This is a genomic window from Saccharothrix luteola (assembly GCF_020859565.1).
GTDB lineage: Bacteria > Actinomycetota > Actinomycetes > Mycobacteriales > Pseudonocardiaceae > Actinosynnema > Actinosynnema luteola.
This window is the reverse complement of record NZ_JAJHUO010000007.1, coordinates 123005-149392: the sequence shown is the minus strand read 5'-3', so window position 1 is coordinate 149392 and position 26388 is coordinate 123005. Positions and strand designations below refer to the sequence as shown.

At 69.7% G+C, this 26388-nt stretch carries 20 protein-coding genes; 10 read left to right on the top strand and 10 right to left on the bottom strand.

All coding sequences use genetic code 11. The annotated features are described in order from the left end of the window. Positions 1 to 183: 183 nt before the first annotated feature. From LNK82_RS11910 to LNK82_RS11885, 6 genes are all read right to left on the bottom strand, one after another. Entirely contained in the window at positions 184 to 2700 is a 2517-nt protein-coding gene (locus tag LNK82_RS11910) for a DUF8128 domain-containing protein (RefSeq protein ID WP_230567172.1), read from the bottom strand. A 142-nt stretch (positions 2701 to 2842) separates the two neighbouring features. Beyond that, positions 2843 to 4741: a VirB4 family type IV secretion system protein gene (locus LNK82_RS11905; protein ID WP_230567009.1), complete on the bottom strand. Its 1899-nt coding sequence runs from the start codon at positions 4739 to 4741 to the stop codon at positions 2843 to 2845. Further along, positions 4741 to 5955 (bottom strand): PrgI family protein, encoded by a 1215-nt coding sequence (locus LNK82_RS11900; protein WP_230567008.1) that lies wholly within the window; start codon positions 5953 to 5955, stop codon positions 4741 to 4743. Before LNK82_RS11900 ends, LNK82_RS11905 begins: the two co-directional genes overlap by 1 nt. Next, positions 5952 to 7574: a TrbL/VirB6 family protein gene (locus LNK82_RS11895; protein ID WP_230567007.1), complete on the bottom strand. Its 1623-nt coding sequence runs from the start codon at positions 7572 to 7574 to the stop codon at positions 5952 to 5954. The genes LNK82_RS11900 and LNK82_RS11895 overlap by 4 nt, the downstream gene beginning before the upstream one ends. Positions 7575 to 8017: 443 nt before the next feature. Then, positions 8018 to 8296, bottom strand: coding sequence for a pilin (locus LNK82_RS11890; RefSeq protein ID WP_230567171.1), 279 nt, complete (start codon positions 8294 to 8296; stop codon positions 8018 to 8020). A gap of 239 nt (positions 8297 to 8535) precedes the next feature. After that, a complete protein-coding gene (locus LNK82_RS11885) occupies positions 8536 to 9519 on the bottom strand; it encodes a hypothetical protein (RefSeq protein ID WP_230567006.1) in 984 nt (327 codons plus the stop codon). 706 nt (positions 9520 to 10225) lie between these two features. On the opposite strand from LNK82_RS11885, the gene LNK82_RS11880 reads away from it, so the two are divergent. From LNK82_RS11880 to LNK82_RS11855, 6 genes are all read left to right on the top strand, one after another. Beyond that, a complete protein-coding gene (locus LNK82_RS11880; RefSeq protein ID WP_230567005.1) occupies positions 10226 to 11191 on the top strand; it encodes a hypothetical protein in 966 nt (321 codons plus the stop codon). Next, positions 11188 to 12348 carry a TRM11 family SAM-dependent methyltransferase gene (locus tag LNK82_RS11875; RefSeq protein ID WP_230567004.1) on the top strand — a complete coding sequence of 387 codons (1161 nt, stop codon included), beginning with the start codon at positions 11188 to 11190 and terminating at the stop codon, positions 12346 to 12348. The genes LNK82_RS11880 and LNK82_RS11875 overlap by 4 nt, the downstream gene beginning before the upstream one ends. 110 nt (positions 12349 to 12458) lie before the next feature. Then, on the top strand, positions 12459 to 13778 hold the full coding sequence (locus LNK82_RS11870) for a DNA cytosine methyltransferase (protein ID WP_230567003.1): 1320 nt from the start codon (positions 12459 to 12461) through the stop codon (positions 13776 to 13778). Beyond that, the gene (locus LNK82_RS11865; RefSeq protein WP_230567002.1) at positions 13775 to 14716 is read left to right on the top strand and encodes a hypothetical protein; all 942 of its coding nucleotides are present in this window, start codon (positions 13775 to 13777) and stop codon (positions 14714 to 14716) included. Before LNK82_RS11870 ends, LNK82_RS11865 begins: the two co-directional genes overlap by 4 nt. A 92-nt stretch (positions 14717 to 14808) precedes the next feature. Then, positions 14809 to 15297 (top strand): VUT family protein, encoded by a 489-nt coding sequence (locus LNK82_RS11860; RefSeq protein ID WP_230567001.1) that lies wholly within the window; start codon positions 14809 to 14811, stop codon positions 15295 to 15297. Then, the gene (locus tag LNK82_RS11855; protein ID WP_230567000.1) at positions 15294 to 16076 is read left to right on the top strand and encodes a deazapurine DNA modification protein DpdA family protein; all 783 of its coding nucleotides are present in this window, start codon (positions 15294 to 15296) and stop codon (positions 16074 to 16076) included. Before LNK82_RS11860 ends, LNK82_RS11855 begins: the two co-directional genes overlap by 4 nt. Positions 16077 to 16247: 171 nt before the next feature. Here LNK82_RS11855 and LNK82_RS11850 read toward each other — a convergent pair whose 3' ends face one another. The 4 genes from LNK82_RS11850 to LNK82_RS11835 are packed head-to-tail and all read right to left on the bottom strand — an operon-like array spanning position 16248 to position 19211. Further along, entirely contained in the window at positions 16248 to 16946 is a 699-nt protein-coding gene (locus LNK82_RS11850; protein WP_230566999.1) for an ESX secretion-associated protein EspG, read from the bottom strand. A 23-nt stretch (positions 16947 to 16969) separates the two neighbouring features. Beyond that, positions 16970 to 18271: a hypothetical protein gene (locus LNK82_RS11845; RefSeq protein WP_230566998.1), complete on the bottom strand. Its 1302-nt coding sequence runs from the start codon at positions 18269 to 18271 to the stop codon at positions 16970 to 16972. Then, positions 18271 to 18915, bottom strand: coding sequence for a DUF3558 domain-containing protein (locus LNK82_RS11840; RefSeq protein ID WP_230566997.1), 645 nt, complete (start codon positions 18913 to 18915; stop codon positions 18271 to 18273). The genes LNK82_RS11845 and LNK82_RS11840 overlap by 1 nt, the downstream gene beginning before the upstream one ends. Continuing rightward, positions 18912 to 19211 carry a PE domain-containing protein gene (locus LNK82_RS11835; RefSeq protein ID WP_230566996.1) on the bottom strand — a complete coding sequence of 100 codons (300 nt, stop codon included), beginning with the start codon at positions 19209 to 19211 and terminating at the stop codon, positions 18912 to 18914. The genes LNK82_RS11840 and LNK82_RS11835 overlap by 4 nt, the downstream gene beginning before the upstream one ends. Before the next feature lie 1477 nt (positions 19212 to 20688). On the opposite strand from LNK82_RS11835, the gene LNK82_RS11830 reads away from it, so the two are divergent. The 4 genes from LNK82_RS11830 to LNK82_RS11815 all read left to right on the top strand — a co-directional run bounded on the left by LNK82_RS11830 (position 20689) and on the right by LNK82_RS11815 (position 26306). Beyond that, positions 20689 to 21939 (top strand): hypothetical protein, encoded by a 1251-nt coding sequence (locus LNK82_RS11830; protein ID WP_230566995.1) that lies wholly within the window; start codon positions 20689 to 20691, stop codon positions 21937 to 21939. A gap of 11 nt (positions 21940 to 21950) precedes the next feature. Next, positions 21951 to 22439: a hypothetical protein gene (locus LNK82_RS11825; RefSeq protein ID WP_230566994.1), complete on the top strand. Its 489-nt coding sequence runs from the start codon at positions 21951 to 21953 to the stop codon at positions 22437 to 22439. Between the two features lie 1051 nt (positions 22440 to 23490). Beyond that, entirely contained in the window at positions 23491 to 24669 is a 1179-nt protein-coding gene (locus tag LNK82_RS11820; protein WP_230566993.1) for an endonuclease/exonuclease/phosphatase family protein, read from the top strand. A 698-nt stretch (positions 24670 to 25367) separates the two neighbouring features. Further along, on the top strand, positions 25368 to 26306 hold the full coding sequence (locus tag LNK82_RS11815) for a hypothetical protein (RefSeq protein ID WP_230566992.1): 939 nt from the start codon (positions 25368 to 25370) through the stop codon (positions 26304 to 26306). Positions 26307 to 26388 lie beyond the last annotated feature (82 nt).

Below are 26388 nucleotides of genomic sequence, written 5' to 3'. Positions count from 1 at the left end.
TGTTCGGTCGGCGGGGTCGGCGGGGTGACGGGTTGTCGCCACGGGTGGCTGGGCCCGGAGGTCGGAATGGGGCGCCTCGACGAGCACGAGGTGGTGTCGCGCTGCGGCCGTGAGGGATCGGTGTCGGTGTGGTTCGCCGAGCGGCACTCGATCCGCCGACCGAGGTCGGTATCCACGGGAAGGTCAGCCGCGGCGGCGTGGATCCGCGCTCCGAGCACGCCCGGCGGAGCCGAGGTCGCGTGCTGGTGCCGCGAGACCGTCGGCGGGCAGGCTCGTCGCGTCGTCGGTTGTGCGGCCGGTGGTATGGACATGTGACGCGCGTCGGGCGATGCCGCGGATTTCCCGGGCCCTGCCGGGGATGGCGGGTGGGAGTGGTCGGGTGCGCAGGGTGAACGGTTGTGCTTGTTCGCCGTCCAGGACGAGGCGGGCGGCGGCGTGGTAGGCGCCGAGGTGGGCGAGGTCGTGGTCGGTCAGCCGTGGGGCGGTGTGTCGGGACAGCTCGCGGGCGTCTTCGGGTGAGGCGTTGAAGAAGATCTTGCTGCGGGCGTTGGTGGACATGCCCTCCCTTAGTTCGCGGGGGAGCTGTCCGAGGTGTTGGTGGGCCAGCGTCATCGCGACGCGGAACCCGCGGGCTTCGGCGAGCATGTCCTCGATCGGGTAGGGCAGGTTGAGGAAGTTGTGGCACTCGTCGATCACCAGCGCGGCGTCGCGGCGCAGGCGTTGCGGGGTGCGGGCGCGGGCGGTGGTGGCCTGCCAGGTGCGGGCGACCACCAGCGACCCGACCAGCCTGGTCGTCTCCTCGCCCAGTGAGCCCTTGGGGATGCGCACCAGACAGATCCCGCCGTCGAGCACTCCTGTCATGTCCACTGTGGAGTGTCCGCCTGCGATGGCGTCGCGGACGAAGGGACGCAGCAGGAACGCGCGGAGTTTGTTCATCAGCGGGCTGATGACCTGGGAGCGGGACGAGTCGGTGAGCTCGTCGTACCAGGACCAGAATCCGCGCAGCACGGGGTCGGTGATGCCCGCGGTGACCCTGGTGCGGAACGCCGTGTCGGCCAGTAGCTTCGGGAGGTCGGCGAGGGTGGCGACGCCTTGCTGGGTGCGCAGGGTGAGACAGGCGGCGCGCATGACGTCGTCGGTGCGAGGGCCCCAGAACGCGGAGTAGACGCGCCGGAACACCGAGACGAGGTTGTCGACGGTCAGGTCGGTGTCCCCGCCGTCGAGGGGGTTGAGGCAGGGCGGCCGTGACTTGCTGTCGGCGTCGAAGATGACCACCCGGTCGGCGGCCGAGCGCGGCAGGCGGGACAGGACATCGGTGACGAGATCGCCTTTGGGGTCGATCAGGACGATGCCGCGGCCGGCATCGGCGTCGGCCAGGATCATGTTGCCGAGCAGGGTGGACTTCCCGGAGCCGGTGGCGCCGATGACGTGCAGGTGGTGCCGGGCGTCGGGCACCCGCAGCGCCACGGGACGTTCGTGGCCGGTGTCGGTGATCCCGAGCGGCTTGGCCTCCGGTCCCGGTGTGGCGATGCCGGGTGGAGGTGCGATCGCGCGGGCTCCGGCGCGTTGGATGCCGGGGATGGCCTCGTCGGTGGGCAGGTGCGCGAGCGCGGCCAGTTCGGGCACCGACAGCAGATCGCCGCGGCCGAGGCAGCGGGAGTCGATCACGTGGCCGGGGCGGCGCAGGCGGCGGCGGGTGTAATGGTTGTGCTCGGTGTAGGAGGCGAAGCCGGCGGCGAGGGCGTGGGCCCGGCCGCGGGCGACGTCGCGGGCTTGGCGGAGTGTGCGGTCGTCGGTGTCGACGGGCAGCAGGGTCGCCACGGCGTAGCGGATGACGGTCTCGAACTGACTTCCGCGCTGCTTGGCCACGATGGCCCGGTTCTGCGCCGCGTACTCCAGCGAGGTCTGCGGGTCGCTGTGCAACGCGCCCGTTCCCGTCCGTGCCGTCGTAGTGCGCGGGGTGCGGGTCCGGCCGGGGGTGAGCGCGTCCAGCAGGCGACCGACCAGGCGGGTCGACCCGCCGGTGTGCACCCGCCGTGCCGCGCGACGGGCACGCTGGACCCGGCGGCCGGTGACCGGTCGGGCCAGCACCTGCACGCAGGCGTGTTCGTCGCGGCCCAGCCCGACCGGAGCCCCGATCAACGCCCGGAGCGGATCGGCGTCGAACTCCGACCGGATCGGCAGTGCCTCGGGGCGGGCCAGCCGCAGTTCGCCACAGACCACCAGTCGCCGCCACCCGTCACCCGGTGCGGGCAGCGACGGCATGGCGGGGCCGACGCGGGTGTGCGCGCCCGGCCAGGCCGACTCGACTGCGCGTTCGACCAGGCCGGGTGGGATGACGCCGGGCACCCACAGCCGGATGGCGACCCCGGCCTCGGAGAACACGTACTCGCACGCCACGTGCGGCTGGCCGGTGAGCGCCCGGCGCCAACCGGGCCGCAGCAGCCCGACGAGGTTGGACCACAGCGCGGCGCCGCCCGCGGGATCGACCTGTGGCGGTGCCAGGACGGTGACCTGGCGGGCATCAACGAGCAGCAGCTCGTGGCAGCGCCGCACCCACCACCGCCGGCAGGCCACCAGCCCGCCGACGAGGACCACCAGCATCGGTGCCGCGATCGTCGCCCAATCCAGCGTGAGGTCGCGCAGCCGGTCCAGCAGCGAGAGCAGGACACCGCCGGGGTCACGCAGGTAGTCCTCCATCCACCCGGAGGCCACGACTCCCGACCGGTCGTCGGGGTGGCCGGTGCGAAGAAAAAGCCGGTCCGGTGACAGGTCGTGTGCAGTCGGTGTCCGGTCGGGTGGTCGGCTCGGCATGGCGTGTCCTTCCCGATGCGCGAACGGTTCAGTCGGCGTGACCGATCCGCTCGTCCTCGGCGGGGCCGACGTCGACGAACGCGTCGTCGTCGACGGGGTCGGCGCTGTCGGTGTGGGCGGCGAGTTCGGCGGGGTTGCTGGTGACCAGGTAGTGCTCGGTCGGTGAGGCGATGCTCTGGAACGCGACCCGCTGTGTGCCGGCCGACAGCAGGCCCTGCCCGCGGTCGGCCGACAGCAGGAACTGCCGTTCACCGGCGGACAGGTCGAAGGTGCGGGTGATGTCGTCGATGGCCTGGGGTGCCTGGCGCAGCAGGATCTGGGTGGCGGCGTTGGCCACGACGGCCTTGCCGAGGTCGCTGCCGAGGACGTCGGCGGTGTCCTGGGTGGCGACGGTCAGTCCGGCCCAGTGTTTGCGGGAGGCCTTGGCCATGCGGAACAGGAACTCCGCGCCGGCGGGCTGTTTCATCAGCAGCCACGCCTCGTCCACGACGACCAGCCGCGGGCGGCGGATGGCCGGGTTGGACACGCGCCGCCAGACCGAGTCGAGGGTGAGCAGTGTGCCGATGCCTTTCAGCTCGTCGGGCAGATCACGGAGGCTGAACACGACGAGGTGGCCTTCGAGGTTGACGCTGCTGGGGCCGTCGAACAGCTGCTTGAAGGCGCCCTCGACGAACGGGTGCAGCCTGGCCGCGAGGTCGGCGGCGGCCCGGTCGCCGGCCCGGCCCGCGTCGGCGAGCCGGTCGCGGAGGGTGCGCAGGGTGGGGGAGGGGCGGCTCCAGGTGCGGGCGTCGGCGGTGATGCCCACGTGCTGGTAGGCCGCAGCGATCGCCCGGTCCAGCGCCGCGCGTCCTGCCGCGTCGCGTCCGGCGCTGTCGGGTTCGTCGCCGACGAGCACGGCGATGACGGTGTGCAGAAACAGGCTGCGCCGCACGAGGGCGTCCTTGGGTGCGGTGCGGCGCCCGTCGGCGCGCGTGTGGACGGGCAGGTCGAACGGGTTCAACCGGACACCGTGCGCGCCGAGGTGGACGTGGGTGCCGCCCACGGCGGCGGCCAGGCGGGCGTACTCGTCCTCGGGGTCGACCACCGCGATCTCGATGCCCCGGTACAGGCTGCGCAGCAGTTCCAGCTTCACCAGGTAGGACTTGCCCGCCCCACTCGGGCCGAGGATCACCGAGTTGTGGTTGTGCATCGCCTCGCCGAACCGGTCCCAGTGCACCAGGCCCTGGGAGCCGATGTTGTAGCCGTAGAGCACCCCCGACGGTGCGGCGACAGAGGTGGGGTCCGGGGCGGGCAGGTCGGGGCTGGTGAACGGGAACGCCGCCGCCAACGCCGAGGTGTCGAAAGTGCGGCGCATGCCGATCAGGTCCAGGCCCATCGGCAGCGTCGACACCCAGCCCTGCAGCGACCGGTAGGTCGTGTGCTTGGCGTCGAGCAGCAACGACGCACACAGCGACCGCAGCGCCGCCACCTCGTCCGCCAACCCCTGCTCCGTGCCGGCGTGAACGGTCAGGTACAGGCCGACCCGGAACAGCTTGCCCTCGCCGCGGGCGACCCGGGAGGACAGGTCGTAGGCATCCTCGGTCGCGGCCTCGACCTGCGGGTCGAACAGGCGGCCGTGCTCGGCGGTGTGGCGGCGCCCGGCCTCCAGCTTCGCCAGCTGCTTCTTGAGCCGGGAGGCGGCGGTGGCCGGGTCGATCGGCTGCACGTGCAGCGCCACGTCCAGCCGGCCGGGGTAGGTCAACAGCGGTGCGAGCCAGCCGGGGTGCACCTCGCGCGGGAACCCGACCACGGCGAACGAGGAGACCCAGTCGCCGCCGACCTCCAGATGCCGCGCGCCTACCGACAAAGCATCAGGGGTGAACGCCGCTGCCCCGGCCGAGGCCGCGGCGACGGCCGGGCGGCGGTGGCGCCGTACGCGGAAGGCCATCAGGACCGACCCCTCTCGTCCTCGTCCCAGCCGTCGTTATCGCGGAACCGGCCGTCGACGTCCTCGTCCTGTCCGGCCGGTCGAGCGCCGGATGCGAAGCGGGTGCTGTCGTCGACGTCGTCGGTAGTGCCCGGGCCGAAGCCGGGCTTGCTGGTGATGACCTCGTCCGCGCCGGCCAGGTCCGCGGAGGACGGCAGGAGACTGTCGGGGTTACACGCCGAGGCGAGTACCGCCGTGGCCTGTCCGGCGTCCAGCGGTGTCACCACGATTCCGGCCGGGGACAACAGCTCGATGGCCTCCCCGAGGCGGCGGACGAGACGTGACTCCGCCGCGCGCCGCACCCCGGGGTCGGCATGCGCGTGCCCGTGACGGCGGCGTGTGCCTGCCAGCGAGCCGAGCACGGCCAGCGGGCCGGGCCCGCCCAGCCCGTCGGTCGGGGCGTCGACACCGAGCGGCTCGCGCAATACCAGCAGGATCTGTCGGCGCAGCAGGTCCGACTGCCGGCCCAGCTGCGCCAGGTAGTCGGCGTGCTCGATCGCGGCGGCCTCCAGCGCCGGGTGCGGCAGACCGCCCGCACGGTCACGCAGTTCCGCGATCTGTGCGGTCAGGTCCAGACGTTCGGTGCGCACGAGCACCTGGACCGGCGCGGTGAGGCTGTGCAGGTAGCGACCGAACGAGGCCACCAGTGCCTCCTGCTCGGCGGCTGTGCGCAGCGCGAAGTTGACCGTGCTCGCGACCGCGACGACAGCCAGGCCGTCGCCGGCCAGATCGACCACACCGGTGTCGGTGACGGCCTCGGCCGGGAGCCGCAACGCCGAGGGCGCGATCTGCTCAGGCCGCGACGACCGGTCCTCGGCGTCTTCCCACCCGCCGGAGCGATCCGCGGCGGCGGCGAGCCACGTAGGGGCGGGACGCACGCCCTCGGGGGCGGCGACGCGGTGCCGCGGGGCCAGTCGCTGCCGTATCGCGGCGATCAGCAGCGTGTCCATCGGGACGCCGTCCCGGGTGCCGAGCGCGAGCATCGCCGAGGCCACGCCGACCGGGACCGCGAACACGGCGAACACCGGCATCGGCACCAGGGCGCGGGTGGCTGCCCAGACCAGATAGAGCACCGCCGCGGCCGTGCCGAGGATCGTCAGCTGGCGTGCGGTCAACGGGCCGAGGACCCGGTCGTGCAAGTCGACGTCGGCCGGGATGCGGACGGGCTGAGTCACCGGTGCTCACCTCCCGGCCGCGCGGGACGAACCGGACGGCCATCCGCCGGTGAACCACAGGCCTGCGGTGTCGGCGACGTCCCGGGCGGGCCCGGTGACCGGAACAGCACGGGTGCCGGGGTGTGGGTCCTGGTGCGGCGGCCGTGCGCACCGGCCTGTGGCGAGGCGGGCCGGAACAGCGGCATCTCGGCCGGTGCGGTCGCCCGGACCGGGCGCGCGGGCGTGTCACCGGTGGGCGGCCGGAACCGCAGTTCCGCCGGCACGGGCGCCGTGCGCATCGGCGGCGGCGCGGATCGAGGACGCACGTCGTCTTCCGCCGTACGGAACACCGGTGCCGCAGTGGTGCCGACCGGGCGCCGCGGGGGAGTGGACGAGCCGTCGGTGCCGGGCTCCTCGGCCCGGAATTCAGGCACGGTGGTGCTGCCCGCAGGAGTCCACGTCGCGAGGTCGTGAGTGGGCGTTTGGGGTATGGGCTGGAGAAACCGCAGGTGGTGTTGACCGGACACCGTGCGCCGCCGCGCGAACTGCTGCGCGCGCTGGGCGTGCAGGCGACGGCCGATCGCTTCCGGCGTCAACGGGCCGTCGACGCCTCCCCACTCCCGGATCCGCGCCGGCCAGGGCGGCTCGCCGTTGGCTGCGCCGCTGGGACCGACACGAGGACTGCCCGATCGCGCCGTTGCTGCGGCCCGTGCACTGCGGCCGCCGAGCAGGCCCATCGCCTTGCCGAAGACGAACGCGTGCGCGAGCCCGCCGACGAAGGTCCGGCGTCCGCCGCCGATCTGGACCTGTCGCATCACCCAGCCGGGGATCTTGACCAGGATCCACACCAGGGAGATCAGGACGATGAGGTTGACCAGCCCGTCGGCGGTCGGGGCGCCGAAGAAGTGGAACCCGCCGGGTTCCAGGAAGACCTTCAGGGCGCAGATCAGCGCGAGGCTCTGGCCGACCTGGATGCCCAGGACCCCGGCGCCGGCGCGCCAGAACCAGTGCGCCAGCCCTTCGGTCTGGGGCAGGCCGTGCCACATCAGCGCCAACGGTGCCCCGGCCAGCAGGATCACGGTGAGCGCGACCCGCACGATGTAGCCGACCAGCAACGCGACCAGCAGGACGGTGAGCACCACCGACAACACCCCGGCGAACAACCCACCCGTCACCAGCGAGTTGGCCACCAGACCGACGAACAGTTCCGTGACCGCCTTGCCGGAGGTCTGGGGGTCGAGCCCGTCACCGAGCACGGCCAGGCTGGCGGCGTTGGCCAGCCGGATGGCGTGGTCGCCGACGAGCAGGCTGAGGTTGGCGGCCAGGAACCCGACCGCGACGCGCGGCGCGATCTCGCGGATCGAGTAGCGGGCCTGCACGGTCTCGTGCCCCATCAGCAGGAGCCCGGCCAGCATCACCACCAGCGAGTAGACCGCCACCACGACCAACCGCGACCGCTCCCACAACTCCCCGACCCGAGGCAGATCGGCGAGCGTCGGCGTCGACAGCAGCGTGCCGCCCACCCAGCCCAACAACACGTTCAGCGACTCGCCGACCAGCAGGTGCAGGAACCCGGCGATGCCCTCCCCGACGCACGCGCTCGGGTTGAGAATCCCGCACTCCGGCGCGTCCGCAACCATCGGCGCGGTGTTCGCCGCAGCGGACGTCGGTGGGGACGCGGTGGTCGTCGGCCGAGGCAGACATCCCGGCGGCGTTGGCTGACCGGGCTGCGGGGTGAGGCAGGGACTCGACGGCACAACAGTCGACGGCGCTGTTGTCGGCGGGCTCGTCACGACCGGCACGCACGGCACAGGGTGCGGTCCCGGGCCGGCACAAGGATCGGCCGGTTGGGCGGGACGAGGCACGGGTGCTGTGGTCGGCTGCGCGGACGCGGACAGCACCAGTGTGCAGGCCAACGACACGACCACACCGGTGAGCAACACCCACACGGTGCGGCGTCGTCGCCGCGACGCCGGCCGGGGAACATCGGCGCGACCCGCCGGCGAAGGTGAGGCCACGACGTCGGCACAGGGATCGTCTCGCAGTCGCTGGTACGGGTGCACGGTGGACGCGGCGGCCATCGCTAGGCCCCCACGATTCCCTTGAGGACGCTGACGGCCAGCGGGGCGAGCGCGGCCAAGCCGTAGCCGATACCAGCGGACCTGAACGCCTGCTTGGACTTCTCCTGCTCGCCGGGATCGCCACCGCCGAACACCCGCCGCACGCCCCCGATGGTGAGGAACACCGTCGCCAGACCGGCGAGGATGCCCATCAACCAGTTGCGGATGTTGTTCAGGACCTCGTCGACGCTGCCCGCGATCGCGAGCACGACTGTGTCGGCCTGGGCAGCCGACCCCGACATCAGCAGACCCGACACGACAAGCACGGCGAGCAGCAGCAGTCGACGACGCGTGTCACGTCCCCGGCGGGTGACCGTGTCGGCAGCCGACGGTGTGCCGGTACCGAACTGCCCAGCACGAGGAGCGACCCGGGTGAACGGACGGGTGCGCGTCGCCGCTTCCCTGTCGGGGAACTCGGGCCTACGACAGGGTGGGCGGGCGTCGAGCGGACGGTGGGTGTGAGGACGGGCTGGAGTTCGGGTCAGGCGCATCGCGACGCTCCCGGAGTCGGACCCGACCGCCGCAGCAGCGGCGCGGGCGTGGAGGCGGTGGGCGCGGGGATGACTGGGGCCGCCCCGCACTCCTGAACTCCGGAAAACCGGCCCTGCGGGGACACGCGGCCTCGAAGAACCGGTGCACCGCCCACCGCCGCAGCGGTGACGGTGCGTGACGGGACCGCGAGGGCGTTCACGTCCTCGGCAGCGGTGATAGTCACCGCGTCGGCCACCTGCGTCGCCACGTCGCACCCGTGCGGACCGGCGTCCCGTACGTCGTCGCGCAGGTAGGCGACGAGCCGACGCTCGGCACGCTGGCGCGCCTTCTTCACCGCCTGGTACGACATGTACCGCTCGGCCGCGACATCGGCCAGGGACACGCCCTCCAAGCGCGTGGCACCGATGAGTTCGGCCTCGACGGCGGTGATGGCGCCGTCGGCGACGGCGCGCGCGAGAACGAAGTCCGGATGGCCCCACGGTGGCGGCGGCATCGCCGAGCGGAACCCCTCGCCCGCGTGCCCGGACGGCACCGGCGCGTCCAGCGCCTCGCGCACGCACGCATGGCCGGCGCGGTAAGCGGCCCACCGCAACCGCAGCATGATGCGCGGCCGGCGCAGGTCGATCCCGCCCAGCTCGGCGACGAACCCGGCCAGCACCGCGGCGTGGATGTCGCTCGGGTCACCGGCGAACTTCGCCGACAGCGTGGCGGCGATGACGGTCAGCGCCGGCAACGCCACCCCCACGCACCCGACGGTCCAGGTGCCGCCCTCGGTACGGGCCAGCAACACCAGGTGCGCCCACACCGCGTCGCGCACGGACTGAGGGCAGCGGCGGCGCAGCAGCCGGTCGCGCACCTCGTTCAGCGGCACCCGGCGCGCGGGGAGACCGGGGAACAACCGACCGTCGACCGACACCGGACACGGTCCGGCGACCAGCCACTCGAACGCCGACCTGGCGGCGTCCAACGGCATCGAACCACGCTCGAAACCAGAACACGGAATGGCGTCACGTGAACTCATGAAAGCTCCCGAAGCGAGTCGACAAGCAACGACCAGCCCAGGACGCCACAACAGGTAGTACCAACCGCTTACCGAACTGGTACCGCGCTAATACCGCACAGGTACCGACGATCGCCGACCGTTCTCCATCGCCGGTTCACATCGCACGGCGACCGCCCTCGCGGATCTCCCGACGGCCCGCTGCGAAGATCAACCCGCGGATCGCGGTAGTAGTGCTCCACCTGCGAGTATGCGACCTCGGTACTCGTTCGGTACCAGTTCGGTCATAGGTCTAACCTGCGCACCGTCGGACGTGACGCTGTGCGGGTCGACGATGAAGTCGACCGAAGGGAAATCTCGCCGTCGGTCTCTTCGGGCGTCGGGAAAGGGTTCTGTGCGCGCATGCGCGCGCGACGCTCCGCCGCTTCCCGTGGATTTGAAGCGGCAGGAAAGTCGACGGTCGGGTGTCCCCGATGGGCCGGTATTTCGGAGTTCAGGGATGTCATCAGCGCTTCGCAACGGCGGGCGCCCAGCCCTCGTGAAGGGGACACCCGTGACCCAACCCGATCAGTCCGGTCGCCGCTCGCCCCGACGGCGCGCCGACTCCACCCACCCGGCCTCGACCCGACCCGGTGGGCGTCGGGGCGGCGACCGCCGACCCTGGCCGACGGCTCCGACCATGACCCGCGTCAGCCTCGGCAAGCCCACCGCCGGCACCGCTCGCCCCCGTTCGCGCGGCTCGTCCTCGACCCCCACCCCGGCGACCGTCTGGACCGCCGGCACCACCCCGATCGACCTCGACGCCACGTGGCCCGCGGCGCTCGTGGAGCGGGTCGTCACCTCGTTCAGCGAGCCCGGCGCACACGTCGTGCTGTTGGCCTGGCCGACCCCGACCGACCACCGGCGCAGGCTCGCCCCGGTGGGCTGTGACGGCGTCGTCGACCACGCGCCGGGTACCGAGCCGGACCCCGAGTTGGCCGACGCGGTGCACGCCGTGGAACGTCTCGGCCGCACCGCGCGCGTGCAACACGTCCCGGTCGATCCGACCGCGACAGAACCAGCCTCCGAACCGTTCTGGGCAGACCTGATCGGCGGCTCCGGCCCGGCTCCCGTGACCGTCCCGAACCCACCTACGGCAGCTGTCGGACCGTCCACGACGGACACGGCGCCGCAGCCGACCGACGGCGCGGACCTGATCATCACCAGCCTGCGCCCGGAACACTCCGGCGGCCACGGAGCCGACCGCGTGGCACTGTTCGCCGCCCGGCTGCTGCGGGTCGGCGGCATCCTCGCGGTACTCACGCACTGTGACTGGTCGACGGGTGAACTGACCGACCCGACGGGCGCGGTGGTCTCCGCCGGACAGAACGCCGACCTGCTCTACCTCCAACACATCGTCGCGGTGCACGCACCCGTTCAGCACGGCCGTTTCCACCTGTCCGACGCCGACGTCGACGGCGGTTCACACGACGTCGGCGGCCCTGACAGCCAGGCCCGCACAGTGCACCGCGCGCTGGTGCGCGGACTGCCCGCGCCGCATCGACGCATCCACTCCGACGTCCTCGTGTTCGCCCAGCCACACGACCACCGGCCACCGCTGTCATCGCCGGCGGACATGCCCTCGGATGACGGGCACCTCCGATGAGCGCCGCGTCGCATCCCGACTTCAGCCACCCCGGACCGCATCGCGAGGAAGGCACATCCGTGACGAACGACCCGGACCGCCGCCATGCCGTCGCTGATGCGGCCGACACCGCCGACGACAACTCCACCACCCTCGACACGTCGCCCATCCCTGTGGACAAGGCGGTGGACACCACCTCGGGACGCGGAGCCCGCGACAGCCGGACGGACGCGCCGGCGGTCTCGGTATGGACCACCGCACAGACGTCACCGGCGGCCCAGCGCAAGAACACCTACACCGCCGAGTCGACCGCCCACCCCGCCAAGATGTTGCCCGAGGTCGTACGCCACGCCGTCGCCCACTACACCAAGCCGGGCGACCTGGTGCTCGACCCGATGTGCGGCATCGGCACCACCCTGGTCGAAGCCGTCCGCCTCGGCCGCCGCGCCGTGGGCGTGGAGTACGAACCACACTGGGTACAGGTCGCGACGGCGAACCTCGACCTCGCGCGGGAGCAGGGGATCGAGCACGACGCGCGGGTGTTCCACGGCGACGCCCGACAGCTCGTCACCCTGCTGCCGGACGAGTACGTCGGGCGGGCGGCGCTGGTGGTGACGTCTCCGCCCTACGGGCCGTCGACCCACGGGCAGGTGTCGGTCGCGCCCGGCGCGGGGGTGCAGAAGTACCACCACCTCTACGGCAACACCCTCGACCGCGGCAACCTCGCCAACATCGGCCACCACCGGCTGCTGGCCGGGTTCACCCGCATCCTCGCCGCCCTGCGCACCTTCCTGAAGCCCGGCGGGCACATCGCCATCACCATCCGCCCCTGGCGCGAACACGCCGAACTGATCGACCTGCCCTCCCAGATCCTCGCCTGCGGACGCGCGGCCGGCCTGATCCCGGTCGAGCGCGATGTCGCGCTGCTGGCCCGCGCCGCCGAGACCGACCTGGTCGCCCGCGGCAGCTTCTTCCAACGCGACTTCATCCGCAAACAACGCGAAGCCGGCCTGCCGCTGCACCTCATCGCCCACGAAGACGTCCTCGTGTTCCGCACCGCCCTGCACAAGACCGCCGGCGGGCCTACGGCGACCACGACCGACGTCGGACGACTCCGCCCCGCGCGATCTTCGGTGAACCGGATCGCCGACATGGGCGAGCGGAGGCGGGCGGCATGACGGGTCGTCCGCATCGCCCATCCCGTGCGTGTGCGGCACATCCGCTCACGCTCACCGCGGTCACCGGGTCCGGTCCGGTCGTGGGGTCGTTGTGCACAGGCCACGGCGGCTTGGACCTCGGCGTGCTGGCCGCTCTCGGCGACGGCCGGATCGCCTGGGTCGCCGACCCCGACCCGCACATCGCCCGGATCCTCGCCGCCCGGATGCCGGGCATCCCGAACCTGGGCGACCTGCGGCACATCGACTGGGCCGCGGTCGAGCCCGTCGACGTGCTCGTCGCCGGGTGGCCGTGTCAGGACATCTCCGCCGCCGGCAAACGCGCGGGCATCGAGAAAGGGCGCCGCAGTGGCCTCTGGACCGACATCGTGGCGGGCGTTCGCATACTACGACCCGCGCTCGTCGTGCTGGAGAACGTCGCCGCGCTTCGCTGGAAAGGCGGCGGGCTCCACCGTGTACTCGGCGACCTGGCCGAAGCGGGGTACGACGCGGCATGGCGTAGCGTCCGCGCCGCCGACGTCGGAGCCGCCCACCGCCGCGAACGCGTGTTCCTGCTCGCCTGGCCCCGCGACACCACCCACACCACCCACCGACTGCTCACGACGCTCCCCGCAGCGAGGACCCGATCGACGACCGACCGGGAACGCGACACGACGTGCTGCCACCGGGGACCAGGAGATCGTGTCCTCGGCCACCGCCCGTCCGATCCCGACACGTCTGCTACCCACGCCGACGGCGTCGGATGCGAAGAACTGCACGCACCGGACGCGGACCGGTGGGCCGTCGCTGCCCGACGAGGCGAGGCTGCTGCCGACACCGCGAGCCTCGGACACAGGAACGGCGGGACGCGCGGCGGGAACGGGGTTCCGGCCGCCACTGTCACAGCAGGTGCTCCCGCTGGCCGACCCGCAGTGGTTGTTGCCGACACCGCGCGCCACGGACGGTACGAAAGGCTGCCCGGCCCAGCGGGGCTCCAAGGGCGACCTGATGCTGCCCTCCGCGGTGATCAGCCTGCTCACCCCGGCCACGAACCACAGCGGCGACGCCGGCTCGTAACAGCGCCCTCACCGGACGGCGGACCCACCGACAATCCGACGGTCCGGTCGTCTTCGCCGTCGGTGGACTGGGGCGTCTACGAAGCGGCGATCCGCCGCTGGGAGACCGTGCTCGGCCGCCCGACACCCCACCCGACCCAACCCGGCAACCACCGCCGCCCGGTACTCGCCCCTGCCTTCGTCGAACACCTCATGGGCCTCCCGCCTGGATGGGTCACCGACCTCCCGCTGCCCCGCACCGCACAGCTGCGCGCGCTGGGCAACGGCGTCGTCCCCCAGCAGGCCGCCCACGCAGTGTCGCTGCTGCTGCACGACCTCGCCGAACTCATCCACGCCGACCACCGGCCCGATACCGGCACGGAGGTGGCTGCGGCGTGACCACACACAACCCGGCGGCGCCCGATCCCGGGCCCGCCCTGCGACTGTTGTCACTGGGCGCCGGCGTGCAGAGCACCACGGTGCTGCTGTTGGCCTGCGAGGGCGAGATCCCGCGCTTCGACGCGGCCCTGTTCGCCGACACCGGCTGGGAACCCCGCGCCGTCTACGCCAACCTCGAACGGCTCACCGCACACGCCGGGAACCACGGCATCCCGGTCCGTCGGGTCTCGGCCGGGAACATCCGCGTCGACGCCCTCGACCCGAAGCACCGCTTCGTCTCCATGCCTCTGCACACCCTCAACCCCGACGGCTCCCGAGGGCTCGCACGCCGGCAGTGCACCAGCGAATACAAGATCATTCCCTTGAAGAAAGCCGCCCGGGAACTGCTGGGTCATCCGCATCCACGCCGGGTTCCGCGCGGGGTGTACGCCGAGCAGGCCATCGGCATCAGCACCGACGAGTTCACCCGCGCCAAGGACTCCGGCGTGCGGTTCCTGCGCAACGTGTTCCCCCTGATTGACCTCGGCTTCGACCGCGCCACGTGCGTGGAGTTCCTCGCCGAGCGGGGCTTCGGGGACACGGTGAAATCCGCCTGCGTGGGCTGCCCGTTCCACGGCACCACAGGCTGGCGCTGGATCCGCGACCACGACCCGCACGGCTGGGCGGAAGCCGTCGAGTTCGACCGCGCCATCCGCCACGGCCACCCCCACGCCACCGCACACGGCCAGGAGCTACGCGGGCAGTACTTCCTGCACCGCTCCTGCATCCCGCTCGACCACGTCGACCTCGACGCGCCACCGAAGACGACACGGCACCCGCGGTCGCTCACGCTGGTGCCTACGCACGACGACGACAGCGACCCCGATGGCTGCTCGCCCTGGTCGTGCCGCTCCGGCCGGCCGGTCACCGACACCGGGTCCGGGGAGCGTGCGGCGTGAACACCACGACGGCCCAGCAGCTCCAGACGACCGGGCCGGGGACGGTAGCCGGTCCGACGGCCTCACAGCGTCACGTAGGGTCCGCTGTCGCGGTGATTGCCGGTTACCTGTTCTCCGTCGTCGCCGCCAACATCGCCTCAGTCCACTGGCCGCCGTTGACCGTGGGCGGGATGCTGCTGCCGGCGGGCACGCTGTTCGTCGGGATCGGTCTGACCCTCCGCGACCTGGTGCACGACCGGTGCGGATCCCGCGGGGTCACAGCGGGCATCATCGCCGGCGCCGGATTGTCGGCCGTGTTCGCCTCGCCGCGGATCGCGGTGGCCTGTGTCGTCGCGTTCACCGTCTCCGAGGTCCTCGACACACTCGTCTACACCCGGCTACGCCACCGCACACGGACCGGAGCGGTCGCGGCGTCCAACGCGGCGGGGCTGGTGGTCGACAGCGTGCTGTTCGTCCCGCTGGCCTTCGGCAGTTTCGCCGCCCTGCCCGGTCAGATCACCGGCAAAGCGGCGGCCACGGTCCTCACCCTGGCAGCCCTGCACACCGCCCGGTGTCGGCGCCGCCGGACGGCGCGGACATGAAGTTCTACCTCGGCACCCACCAACCGGCCTGGCTGGCCCTCGACCTCGGCGTGCCGCTCCTGGTCAGCCACCGCCGCCTGGCTGGCCGCCGAACCCTCCCCCGAGCCACCACAGGATGGGCACTGGACTCGGGTGGGTTCACCGAACTGTCCCTGCACGGCCGTTGGCGCACCGACGCGACCACCTACGCCGCCGCCGTCCGCCGCTACGCCACCGAGATCGGCCACCTCGACTGGGCCGCGCCCCAGGACTGGATGACCGAACCCCACGTCCTGGCCCGCACCGGACTGAGCCTGCACGCCCACCAACACCGCACCGTCGCCAACTACCTCCGGCTGCGCGACCTCGCACCCGACCTCCCGATCATCCCCGTCCTGCAAGGACAATCCACCGCCGACTACCACCGCTGCGCCGACCTGTACGAACGACACGGCATCGACCTCGCCACCCTGCCCCTGGTCGGCGTCGGCAGCGTCTGCCGACGACAACACACCACCGACGTCGAACGCATCATGCGCTCACTGGCCACACGCGCACTCCGCCTGCACGGCTTCGGCGTCAAACTCACCGGCCTCACCCGCTACGCCGACACCATCACCAGCTCCGACTCCGCATCCTGGAGCCTCACCGGCCGCTACACCACCGGCTGCACACCCAGCCACCGCAGCGAATCCAACTGCCTCCGCTTCGCCCTCACCTGGCACAACCGCGTCCTGCACACCCTCACACCCCGCAACCCCGCACCGGAACCCGGCCGGACCCTCGCGAGGACCCCATGAACACGCAGCGATACCCCGCTGCGCGCGGTGTCAACCTGCATGATAGATCGATCTGGCGGCAGGCACTGGCCGACAGCTACCTCCGCGCCGCTGGCCTCGACAACCGTCTCGTCACGTAGCGGCGCGGCTCGCTCCTTGCAGGTCGCAGCTAGGCGCGTTGTGCTGGAGGGCTTATGAGATGGCGTTGTTGAGCTTGTAGAGGTGTCGGACGATTGTCTGGTCGGTGCCGGGGTTGACCATCACCCAGCGCTGTCCGGCCGTGTCGGTCTCCGTCGTGATGAGCCACCGGCCCGTGGGGACGTCCAGGACGGTCAGGAAGCCTTCCGCGCGACGAATTCTGCCGGTCCTGTCGCGTCGGGCAGTGTAGAGCTTGGCCAGACCGGTGCGTGGTTCGGTCATCAGGCGGCGGAGGGTGCGGGCGTCGAGGTTGTCCGGGTTGTCGACGTCGCTGCTGCGCACGTTGAGCGAGAGCCCGCGTCCGGCGCGGGATGGGGGAAGCCTGCCGACCAGCGCTTCTGCCGGGTGGGTCGGGGTGGCCGGGCTGAACCGCAGCATGCCGGCGTCGCGCTCCACCAGGACCGCTTCACGGTGGTTTGCTGAGGTGACGACCGTGCGCGGCTGGCCGGGACCGTCGGCGAGCCACCCGTAGAACTCGGTGTCGGCGTTGGCGACGAGTGCCAACGCCGACCGCAACTCCGGGTGTGGTGTACCCCGCTCGGCCAAGCCGTCCCGTTCCAGGTGCTCGAAGACGGACCGGACGATGCGTTCCCGCTCGGTGTGCGTCGCGCCGGGCGAGTCGACGGTGAGCGCGGTGTGCTGCCGACCGTTGTTGTCGTGCCTCCACAGGACGTCGTAGGCGAGTTCGGTCAAGCTGACAGGAGCACGAAGCAACGTCATCCACCCAACACCGGTGGCGAGGCTATCGGCATCGGCCCCACGATCTCGTTGCCGTGCTCCTCGGTGACGAGGTATTCGGGAGTGCCGTGCTCCCTGTCCTCCGCGCCTTGATCACGTCCGGTGGTAGCGCCTATCGGCCCGCCCGACATTGCCCCACCCGCGAACCCGAGTGCGGCGACACCCCGCGTCGACCCCGCTCCGAAGCTGGCAGTCCGACCGGGCTCCGCCCCCAACACTCCGGCCTGAGCCCCGGTACCCAGCGGTCCCGCACCACCCAGTCGGCCTCCTCCGCCGCCGGAGGCAGAAGCGTGCGGACCACTGTTCCCCGTTCCGGGTCGTTCCGCCGCGTGGGCGCCGACACGGCCGTGGATGTCGGAGCTGCCGGGGTATGCGGGACGTGCGGGAGGCGCGTTCGATGTGAGACCCGCCGACGTCGTGGCGGGTGTGATCGGGGCGGTGCCGGTAGAGCGTTGTCCTGACTGCCCGTCGTGGGATTCGGTGGTTGTGGTCGTGACGGCACTGGTGGATGTAGTGTCCGTGACCGGGGGAGGCGGTGTGTAACCGTCCGCGTACCCGCGAGTGCCGAAGGGCTGCAAGCCGTCCGGGGAGCCTACGTTCCCTACTACGGAGGCGACGCTCGCCACCACTGAGGCGACGCTCCCCGCCGCGGAGCCCACGTTCCCCGTTATGGAGGCGACGCTCCCCACGACTGAAGCGACGCTCTCCACCACACCGTTGCCGTCGGCGAAGTCCAAATCGCGCACGAGCACATTGGGGATCGGCGGCGGCAACTCACTCCGGTTGACCCGACTGTTCGCCTGGTACTCCGCATACACCCGCCGGTTCTCGGCTTCGTCGGCGTTGTACTTGTTGACCGCGTCCTCGGTATCGGTGTCCCAGATCGTCATGCCGTCCCAGAAGCTCAAGCCAGGGCGCTCCCCTGGCATGTCCCTGAGTTGACCGCGGCTGAAGTCGAACTGGTAGGACTGGTTCCCCGTCGAGCGATCGAAGCGGTGCAGTGTGTCCTGGAGGTCGTGCATCGCCTTGTTGATCGGCGACAAGGCCAGACTGGCCGCGTCTGCCGCCGAGCCCGTCCACTCCTCGCCGAGGGCGATGCTGATCCTGCTGAGCCTGGTCTCGATGTCCGCGTACCGGCCCGCGACCTCGGCGGCCGTGTACGCGGCCCTGTAGAGGGAACCGGCCCCGGAGCCGGTCGTCATTAGGTCATAAATCTGCTTTCCCGACATCCCTTCGGCTCGCGTCTCGTCCTCGGGATCAGGCGGTGGAGTCGCGTTCATCAGGATCCCCCCTTGATGGTCGTGAGCATGAGGTCTGCGGCTTCTCGCGCCACGACGCACGGCTCGCCGATCCTCGGGGCGGGGTCGGCGCCGGTCCGCGAGATGACAGTGATGAGGATGTGCTGTGAATCCGTGAGGCCTACGGCTAAACCGCACTCGCCGCGTGCCCGGTTGTCGAGCACGGCGACGAGCGCCGCCGGGAGCCCTTGGATTTCCGACTGCGGCTCGAAAAGCTTGTAACTGCTCCGGAGGTTGTAGAGGTTGTCCAAACCTCCGCTGCCAGCAACGAACCTCAAGCTGACGATCAGGCCGCTGGGTCCTGTGAAACCGCTCCACATGCAGGCCTTGCCGGAAGCCCTGCTGTCGTCTTTGCCGGTCGTTCCGGCTAGGCCGAGGGTCTGCACTTGAGTGGCGGTCAGGGCGCTGCAGGGGTCCACTTCCGTGGCGCTGAAATCGACCGGGTTCTTCACCCTGGGTGCCCCGTGCTCCGTCGTGCCGTTGTCGGTCGACGTGCTCGTCGGACTGCCGGTGGCCTCGGTGACTCGGGTAGGTGTTCCCTGGGTCTCTGCAGAACAGCCCGTGACCGAGGTCGCCGCGAGCAGGCTGGCCGCGACCAGAATATGAGTGCGCATTCGGTCAGTCATTTTGTGAACGAGTCGGAGTTCGACTGTTCTGTTCCATTGTACTTTTCCACAACCGAATTGAGCTTGTCGATCCTTTCCTGCAGGGCGTCACGCAGGAGCACGTTGGCTTGTTGGCAACTCGCGCCCCGTTGTGTGGCCGCCTGTACGTATAGTTGACTAGGAACGTCCTGGCCGGGAGCTTCCACTTGGGTCATGGCCTCCCCGTCCCCATGGATGGACGCCAGGTTGATGACGATGGCAGCATACGCGGTGATTGCCTGCCTCACCGCGTCCAGATCGACCTTGACCGCCGTCATGTGGCTTCACCTTTCCATCTTCAGGTGGAATACGGGCAGAAGCAACGAAATAGTCGATCGGTCGCTAATCAGGCGTGTCGACGGATCGCACCGAAGTATCTCAAGTGCGAGGTCTTCGTTCAAGCGAGGCTAATGTGACGTTCTATCACGCATGTGCAGCTTTGTCGGTACGCCCGCTGGTTGTGTGCTGATCATCTGTGTGGCCATCGTGGGAGTGTGCAAACCCGGCTTCGTTGATCACCCTTCGGATTCCCGAAGGGTGGCATGGTCACCCAGGAGGTGTTCCTGTTGCACCTGGCGAAAGTTCCGCCCGGTGTTCGCCTACGCCAGGCGTTCGATCAACGCGACTACGGCATCGTCGACTGGGCGTCCTTCAGGCTTGGAGGGTCCGCTTCTGCGCGACCAGACGCTGGCACCATCGTAGGACGGTGCCAGGTACACCAATCGGTGCTCGCGCAGGGTCGAGTAAGGCGTCGTGTCAACGCTGCAAGCACTGCGCGATCGGCCCAGTTGGCCGTGGGTACGGGTTGGCGCGCGCAGAACGCCAACTAAGTCGGCGTCGGACGAGACCGTGAAGACGGACGCCTGGATATGAGTGCGTTGGCCCGATCCATCACCAGTGACCACAGCGGCGCTGGTGGCTGTGCGCGGGTCGATAGGGGGCTACCGCAGAGTCGACGACTTGTTCGTCCACGATTGCGTTCACCGCGGGCAATGAACTCGCCGGGGCGTCGGCGAGCGCCCCAACTTGGCCGGCATGACGTGGATTGCGAGGAGTTGGCCGATCACCGTTCCGGCCAGGTGAATCACGCCTTGCGATAGATCGCGCCGACCTGGGCCGGCCTGGCAGGGACGTACGAGGGCTGCGGCGGCGTACTGCCCACCACCGGTACAGCCCAGGATGGCGAAGCCCGCCACGAGCGGGATGACGTGGACGGCGTTCGGTAGCCGGTTGTCCCAGGGATTTCGGAGCCCGGCGACGGGCAGCGGCGAGGGCGCCAAGCTGCCAGGCGTCGGCGGCGATCTCGTCGATGCGGTCTTTCCGTACCGCCGGCCGCGCGCGCCGTCCGGGTCGAGGATGCCGTCGGCCATCGAGCCTTCGCTCGCGTCCTCGGGCTGTCGCCGGAACGGAGCGTGGGCAGAGCGGCGCCGGGGCCGCGAGCGGTTCGCCAGGATGGGGCCCGGAAGGCCGAACGGGTTGCGGACGGGCGGCTGTCGTCGGCAGCGTAAAGCTTCGGCACCGCAACTGCTTCGGTACCCCGCAGGTGATCGACACTCGGGTCCGCTTGTCCGTTCCCTCCGGGACTCGGCGATGATCTGCGCCTGATTGCCCAGACGTTTCGACAACAGACGGTCTTCTGATGGATCATCACATTCCTCGCGCTTGAGCGGAGGTGCCGTGTTCGCGATACTCACGCGCTGCGGCAAACCGAATCCGGCATGCGGGATACCTGCGACGACAAATCGAGGTCGAGAAGTGGCATTTGAAGTTGATGAGTCGGCGGTCGCCGACTTCGGCCGCTACCTCGGAGCGGAGGCTGGCTACACCCTGCCGACCATCGAGACCCTGGCCCGCGACGAGGGCATGAGCGACCACGGCTTCACCGGGGTGCTCGAACCACTCGGCGAGATCGTCAACGGCCCGGCGTCCCTGCTCGTCGGCTCGGCGTTCAGCCTCATGCAACGCAAGCTCTGCGATCTCGGCGACAGCGTGCGCGCGGCGGCCAAGGACTACGGTCACGTCGACGACCGCAATACCTCGCTGTTCGAGTACAACAAGCTGAACGGGGACACCAACCAGGAGATCACCTTCGGTGCGGATTACGGCTACGCGGACTACACTGCGGATGGCCACTCGAAGTTCCAGTGCACGAAGCTCGACATCGGTGATATCGACCGGCCGGACACCAAGTACTCGGATGACCTCAAGCTCGATGTGTCGCTGAAGGTGCTCGACTGGATCTGGTCGGAGTTCAACGTCGATGGCGGGAAGGGGTTCACGGACTCGCTCATCTCGCCGCTCGCCGGCAACTACAACAGCATTTCGGCCAACGGCGAGGCGTGGCAGCGCGTCGGCGCGAATCTCGGTCTTCTCGCCGAGAACCTACTGCACAACGGGACCACGCTCGCCACCGGCCATTGGCGGGGTGACGCTGCGGTGGCCTTCACGCAGTTCCTCGATGTCTTCTGGAAGAAGGGCGCGGTCTGGGCGGGCGAGCAGCTCGGCAAGTTTGTCGCGGCCGGTTTCGACAAGATCGCCGAGGTCTCGAAGAGTATCGCCCAGACCGCGATCAACGCCATCGAAGTCATCCTCCGTGCGGCCAGGCGGATCGCGACGAAAGCCCTCCCGGTCGTCGGCTGGGCTTGGACCGCAGTCGAATCAATCGGCAAGTGGCTCGGCAAGGTCCTCGGAATCGACATCGACGACCTGATCGACGACATCAAGGCCATTGTGGAGATGGTCCCGGCGGTGTTGAAGCTGTTCGACGCCTTGCGGAACATGGCCGACACGATGCGGGCCTACTTCAACACACTCGAAGAACTCGTCGACACGGTCGCGCGTATCCCGGAGATCGACAGCCTCTCGGACGCCGTGGCGACAGCCGGGTCGATCGAGGATGGCGCCACCGCGCTGAACGAGCAGAAGAAACAGCTGGAGCAGGACATCGACAAGGCCGACGACTCGCTGACCCAACTCGACCAGATCGCCGAAAAAGCAGGGAAGTAGAGGTCGTACGCATGCGCTCGGACCGGGACCTGTACACACCCGAGATGGACCAGGCGGAGCGAGAGCTTAACGCCCGCGCCAACTACGCGCTCGACCTGGGCCGCGGGCTCGCGGAGAAGGCCGCGCAGCTCGATCAGCGGTTCGACGAGAAGGAACCACCCTCGGACGAGGACGTCGAGCGGATGAAGAAGTACATCCTCGGCCACGCCATGACCGAGCAGTGGCGGCAGGTGGTCACGCGCATCGACCGCGGTGAGCTGACCTGGCGCGAGATCGTCGACGGGCTGTTCCACGGCACCCTCGACCGCGAGGTCTCCGCCGCCTTCCGATCGTTGAGCAGGGTGCCGCCGGCGAGCGTTGAGGAACTGGTCCAGCTCGGCGTGCTCCCCACCCTGCCGCCGGACCGGCCAACTACCGCCGAGTCCCGGACCACCGCCACCCGCCCGGACGACGATGACGACGAGTGGTTCGAGGACCCCCTGCGCCGCCGGACCCGCTGACCCCGTAGGACCCCTCTCCTGCGCCGCAACGGGATCGAGAGATATCGGTGCTCCCCGGCTCCATCAACCGCAGCTACCCGCCGCGGCCGTTGCGATCCGACGGCACCTGCGGTGCCAGCGGTGACGGCGCGGTATCCGGCACTGCAGTCCGGGTCGGCACCGGCCTGTGGTCGATCACGACGTGCGGTCGCACACACCCTAAGCGGGACACCGGACGTCGTCAGGGAGAACAGCGCTGGATCCCCAAGGGCGGTGGGGAGCCATTCTGTGCGTTGTCGTTCGTTGAGTTCGGCGTGCAGGTCCAACGCTGACCAGACTCGTGCACCCTCGTCGCCCCGCGACACGGACCAAGCCACCTCTGACCTGGCTCTGCACAACCAGAGCGGTGAGATGGCGTGGGTACCACCGCGTCTACTCCGCGGCGCGGCGGCGCACGATCACACGTGGCGGTGTGAGGTGATGAGAAGGGCCGCGAACTGCGTGAGCGCTGACCGCTCGATCATGGCGTGGGCAGCCATCGGGGTGGTCCAGCGCCCGGTGACGAACGCCCGGGCCACGAGTACGCGGGCGCGGTTGGTCCGCGGCGATATCGGTGGCCAGGGCCCGTGCCAGGAATTCTGTGGTGGTACCGCTGCTCGCCCGGGCGCGGTGGACCGCTCCATCGCTTTCCGACGTTGATGAGGGTTCGAGATCGTGCGGGCGACGGACTCCGCCAGTTCGGACAGGACTGCGGCCTGGTCGGTCGCTCCTGTGGTGACTGTTGCCTTGGCGAGCACGCGAAGGTTGTGCACCTGCCGACGCGGGTCGGTGGATCCGTCGGTCGTAGAACGCAGGTTTCCCTGAGTCTGGTAACCGGCGCACAGGATTAGCGGAGGCCGAAATACGCCTGTGGCGGAGCCGTATCAACTTCCGACTGAGAATTAGCTCGTTTGGGTGAAAGTTGTAACCCGGCTGACGTTGTCGGCGACGGGAGAGGTAAGACACCGTGGTGCGTCGGCGTTGTCCGGTGTGGCGCACCGCATCGCCGCCGCTGCGAATCGAGGACGTCGTCATGGCCATCCGGCTCGCGACCTTCAACGTCGAGAACCTGTTCGAACGGGCCAAGGCCCTCGACACCACGACGTGGGCTGAGGGCGAGCCGGTCCTGGCTGCCTACGGCCGGTTCACCACCCTGTCCGCCAAGACCGTCTACACCGACGACGACAAGCAGGACATGCTGCAGGCCCTGGAGATTCTTCAAGTGCTCGTTCGTGATCAGAGCGGGCGGCTGGTGCTCAATCCCCGCCCGTTCGAAGCGTGGGCGTTGTTGCGGGAGAACCGCGGCGACTTCCTCAAACAACCCGCCGGTGGTGACGCCGTGATCGTGGCTGGCGGGCGTGGTGACTGGATCGGCTGGGTCGATCTGATCACCGAGCCGGTCGACGAGAACGCGACCCGCATGACCGCCAAGGTGATCAACGACGTGGCAGCCGACATCCTGTGCCTGGTGGAGGCCGAGCACCGGCCCTCGCTGGTGCGGTTCAACGCCGCCCTGCTCGATCGCCACTACGCCCACGCCATGCTGGTCGACGGCAACGACCCGCGCGGCATCGACGTCGGCCTGATGACCACCGCCCGAGTATCCATCGAGTCGGTGCACAGCCATGTCGATGACCCCGACCCACAGTCCGACACCGGGCGTGCGCTATTCAGCCGGGACTGCCCGGTCTACCAGTTGCGACTGCCCGGCGGACGCGAGTTGTTCCTGCTGCTCAACCACTTCAAGAGCCAGTCGTTCTCCAGCGGTGACCCCGACCCCCTACGCCGCAGGCAGGCCACCCGAGTGCGCGAGATCTACGACCGGCTCCGTACAGACGGTGCCGAACTCGTCGCCGTGCTAGGTGACCTCAACAAAGGCCCCACCAACGACACCCCACCCCAACACCCCACCCTTGAACCACTCCTCGGCCCCGGAACACCGCTGGTCGACACCGCCGACCTGCCGGGTTTCGACACCGGCCCACGCCCCGGCACGTTCCAGTCGTGCAGCCTGCGCAACCGCCTGGACTACATCCTCGTCTCACCCGAACTCGCCGACCTCACCACAACGGGCGGAGTGTTCCGCACAGGACTCTGGGGCGACCCCGACAACACCAACCCACCGCAACAGTGGGACATCTACCCCGAGATCACCTCATCCCGACACAGCGCCTCCGACCACGCCGCAGTCTGGATCGACCTCAACCTCTAGTCATTCACTACATAACATCTTCGTCGCGGTCACCGCTGTGAAGACCCGATTCGGGTGGCGTCCCGGTGGGTAACTGGCGGTGTACCTCAGGGCCATCATCTCTGCTTGGACACTGTCGGCTGCAGGTAGACCGAGCGTAGCTGCTCGTTGCGGCGGACGTGGTCTGTGGTCGTGTGCCGGTCACCCTCATTCCGGCGTGAGCCAGCGCGACGCGCAGCGGGAGCACGAACCGGATCTCCAAGGTCGTACTCGTCAACGGCGCGTTGCTCGCGCACGAGATCGGCGAACTGGAGGAATCGCCCGTCCTGGTCGTACTTCAGGGCACGGCGAGCGCGTGTCGGCGCAGGACGCTCGGGTTCGCCAACGGGTTGCTCGTCGCCGAGGGTACGGCGGTCGTCGTGGCGCCGTCACGACGGTGCCCGAGCGGACCCCGTTCGCCGCCATGAACGAGCTGCACACAGCCCGGGCTGGGGGTGAGCCGCCCAGCCGGGCAGTCACCCAGATCGTGGCGGCCGACTCAGTGCGTCAGTCGTTCCTGCGCATCGGTTCGGGCGACTAACGTCGCGGCCCGCTGAGACCTTGCGATACACCTGTGCGCGGTCACAATCTTCCCCGCGGCCGCGACGAGGTTGTTGCATGCACGCCATCGATCACCTGTTAAAGCGGCGTCAACATCCGGGCCAAAGCTGTAGCAGGGCATGACGTCGAACCCGCCACCTCGACGGAGGTGCACCGATCCGCTCGCCGCGACACTCAGCGCAGGGCTTATCGGTGCGCTGATCATTGATGGCCGCCTGTTACAGGAGCTGTTGATCATCACCGTCGTGGTCACACTGTTCCTTCTTGCCTACGTCATCACCGTGCCAACGGATCAGCCATTCCGCCGCCTCCAAGCCTTGCTACACCTGGTGTTGAACCAGAACATCGGTCCCGACGGTCTGCCAGCGCCGTGGCACCAGCCCGATCTGCCCGTACACCGATCCCTCTACCGAAATCGCGCTCTGATAGACGCCTCGGCGAGGACAGGCTGGCACGCAGTTCATCGAACCATGGTAATCGTGGATGTGCAGGGCTTCTGTGCACCCGACCGGACACTTCCCCACCAGCTTGGCACCAGGGAGGGACTGTACGCCGCACTGGTCGAGGCGCTGGCGGCGGCAGGGGTGCCTTGGGACGCCTGCTACCACGAGGACCGTGGCGATGGGGTACTTGTACTCGTGCCGCCCGAGTACCCGAAGGCACCGCTGGTAGAGGTGCTGCCAAAGGCCCTGGCGCGGGCGGTGCGATCACGCAACGACATCAGCCACGACGCGGCACAGACACGTCTGCGTCTCACCCTGCACGCAGGCGAGGTCGCCTTCGACACGTACGGGGTCACTTCCACACAGCTGACGACCGCGTTCCGCCTGCTGGAGGCAGCTCCGCTGAAGGAAGCCTTGACCTCCTCGCCCGGAGTGGTCGCGATGATCGTGTCCCGAGTCGTGTTCGACGACGTCATACGCCACTCGCCAGTGTTGGCCGGGGCCACCTTCCGACCTGTTGAGGTAGAAGTGAAAGAGGTCAGGGACACGGCGTGGATTGCTCTGCCGGACCACCCCTACACGGTCGACCCCACTGTCCTTGAACGCCGTCCGTAGGGACCCCACGTCATACAACACCGAATCGGAAGGAATTGCACCGGCATAGTCATCGCAAAGCATGCTCCAATCCCTGCTCGGT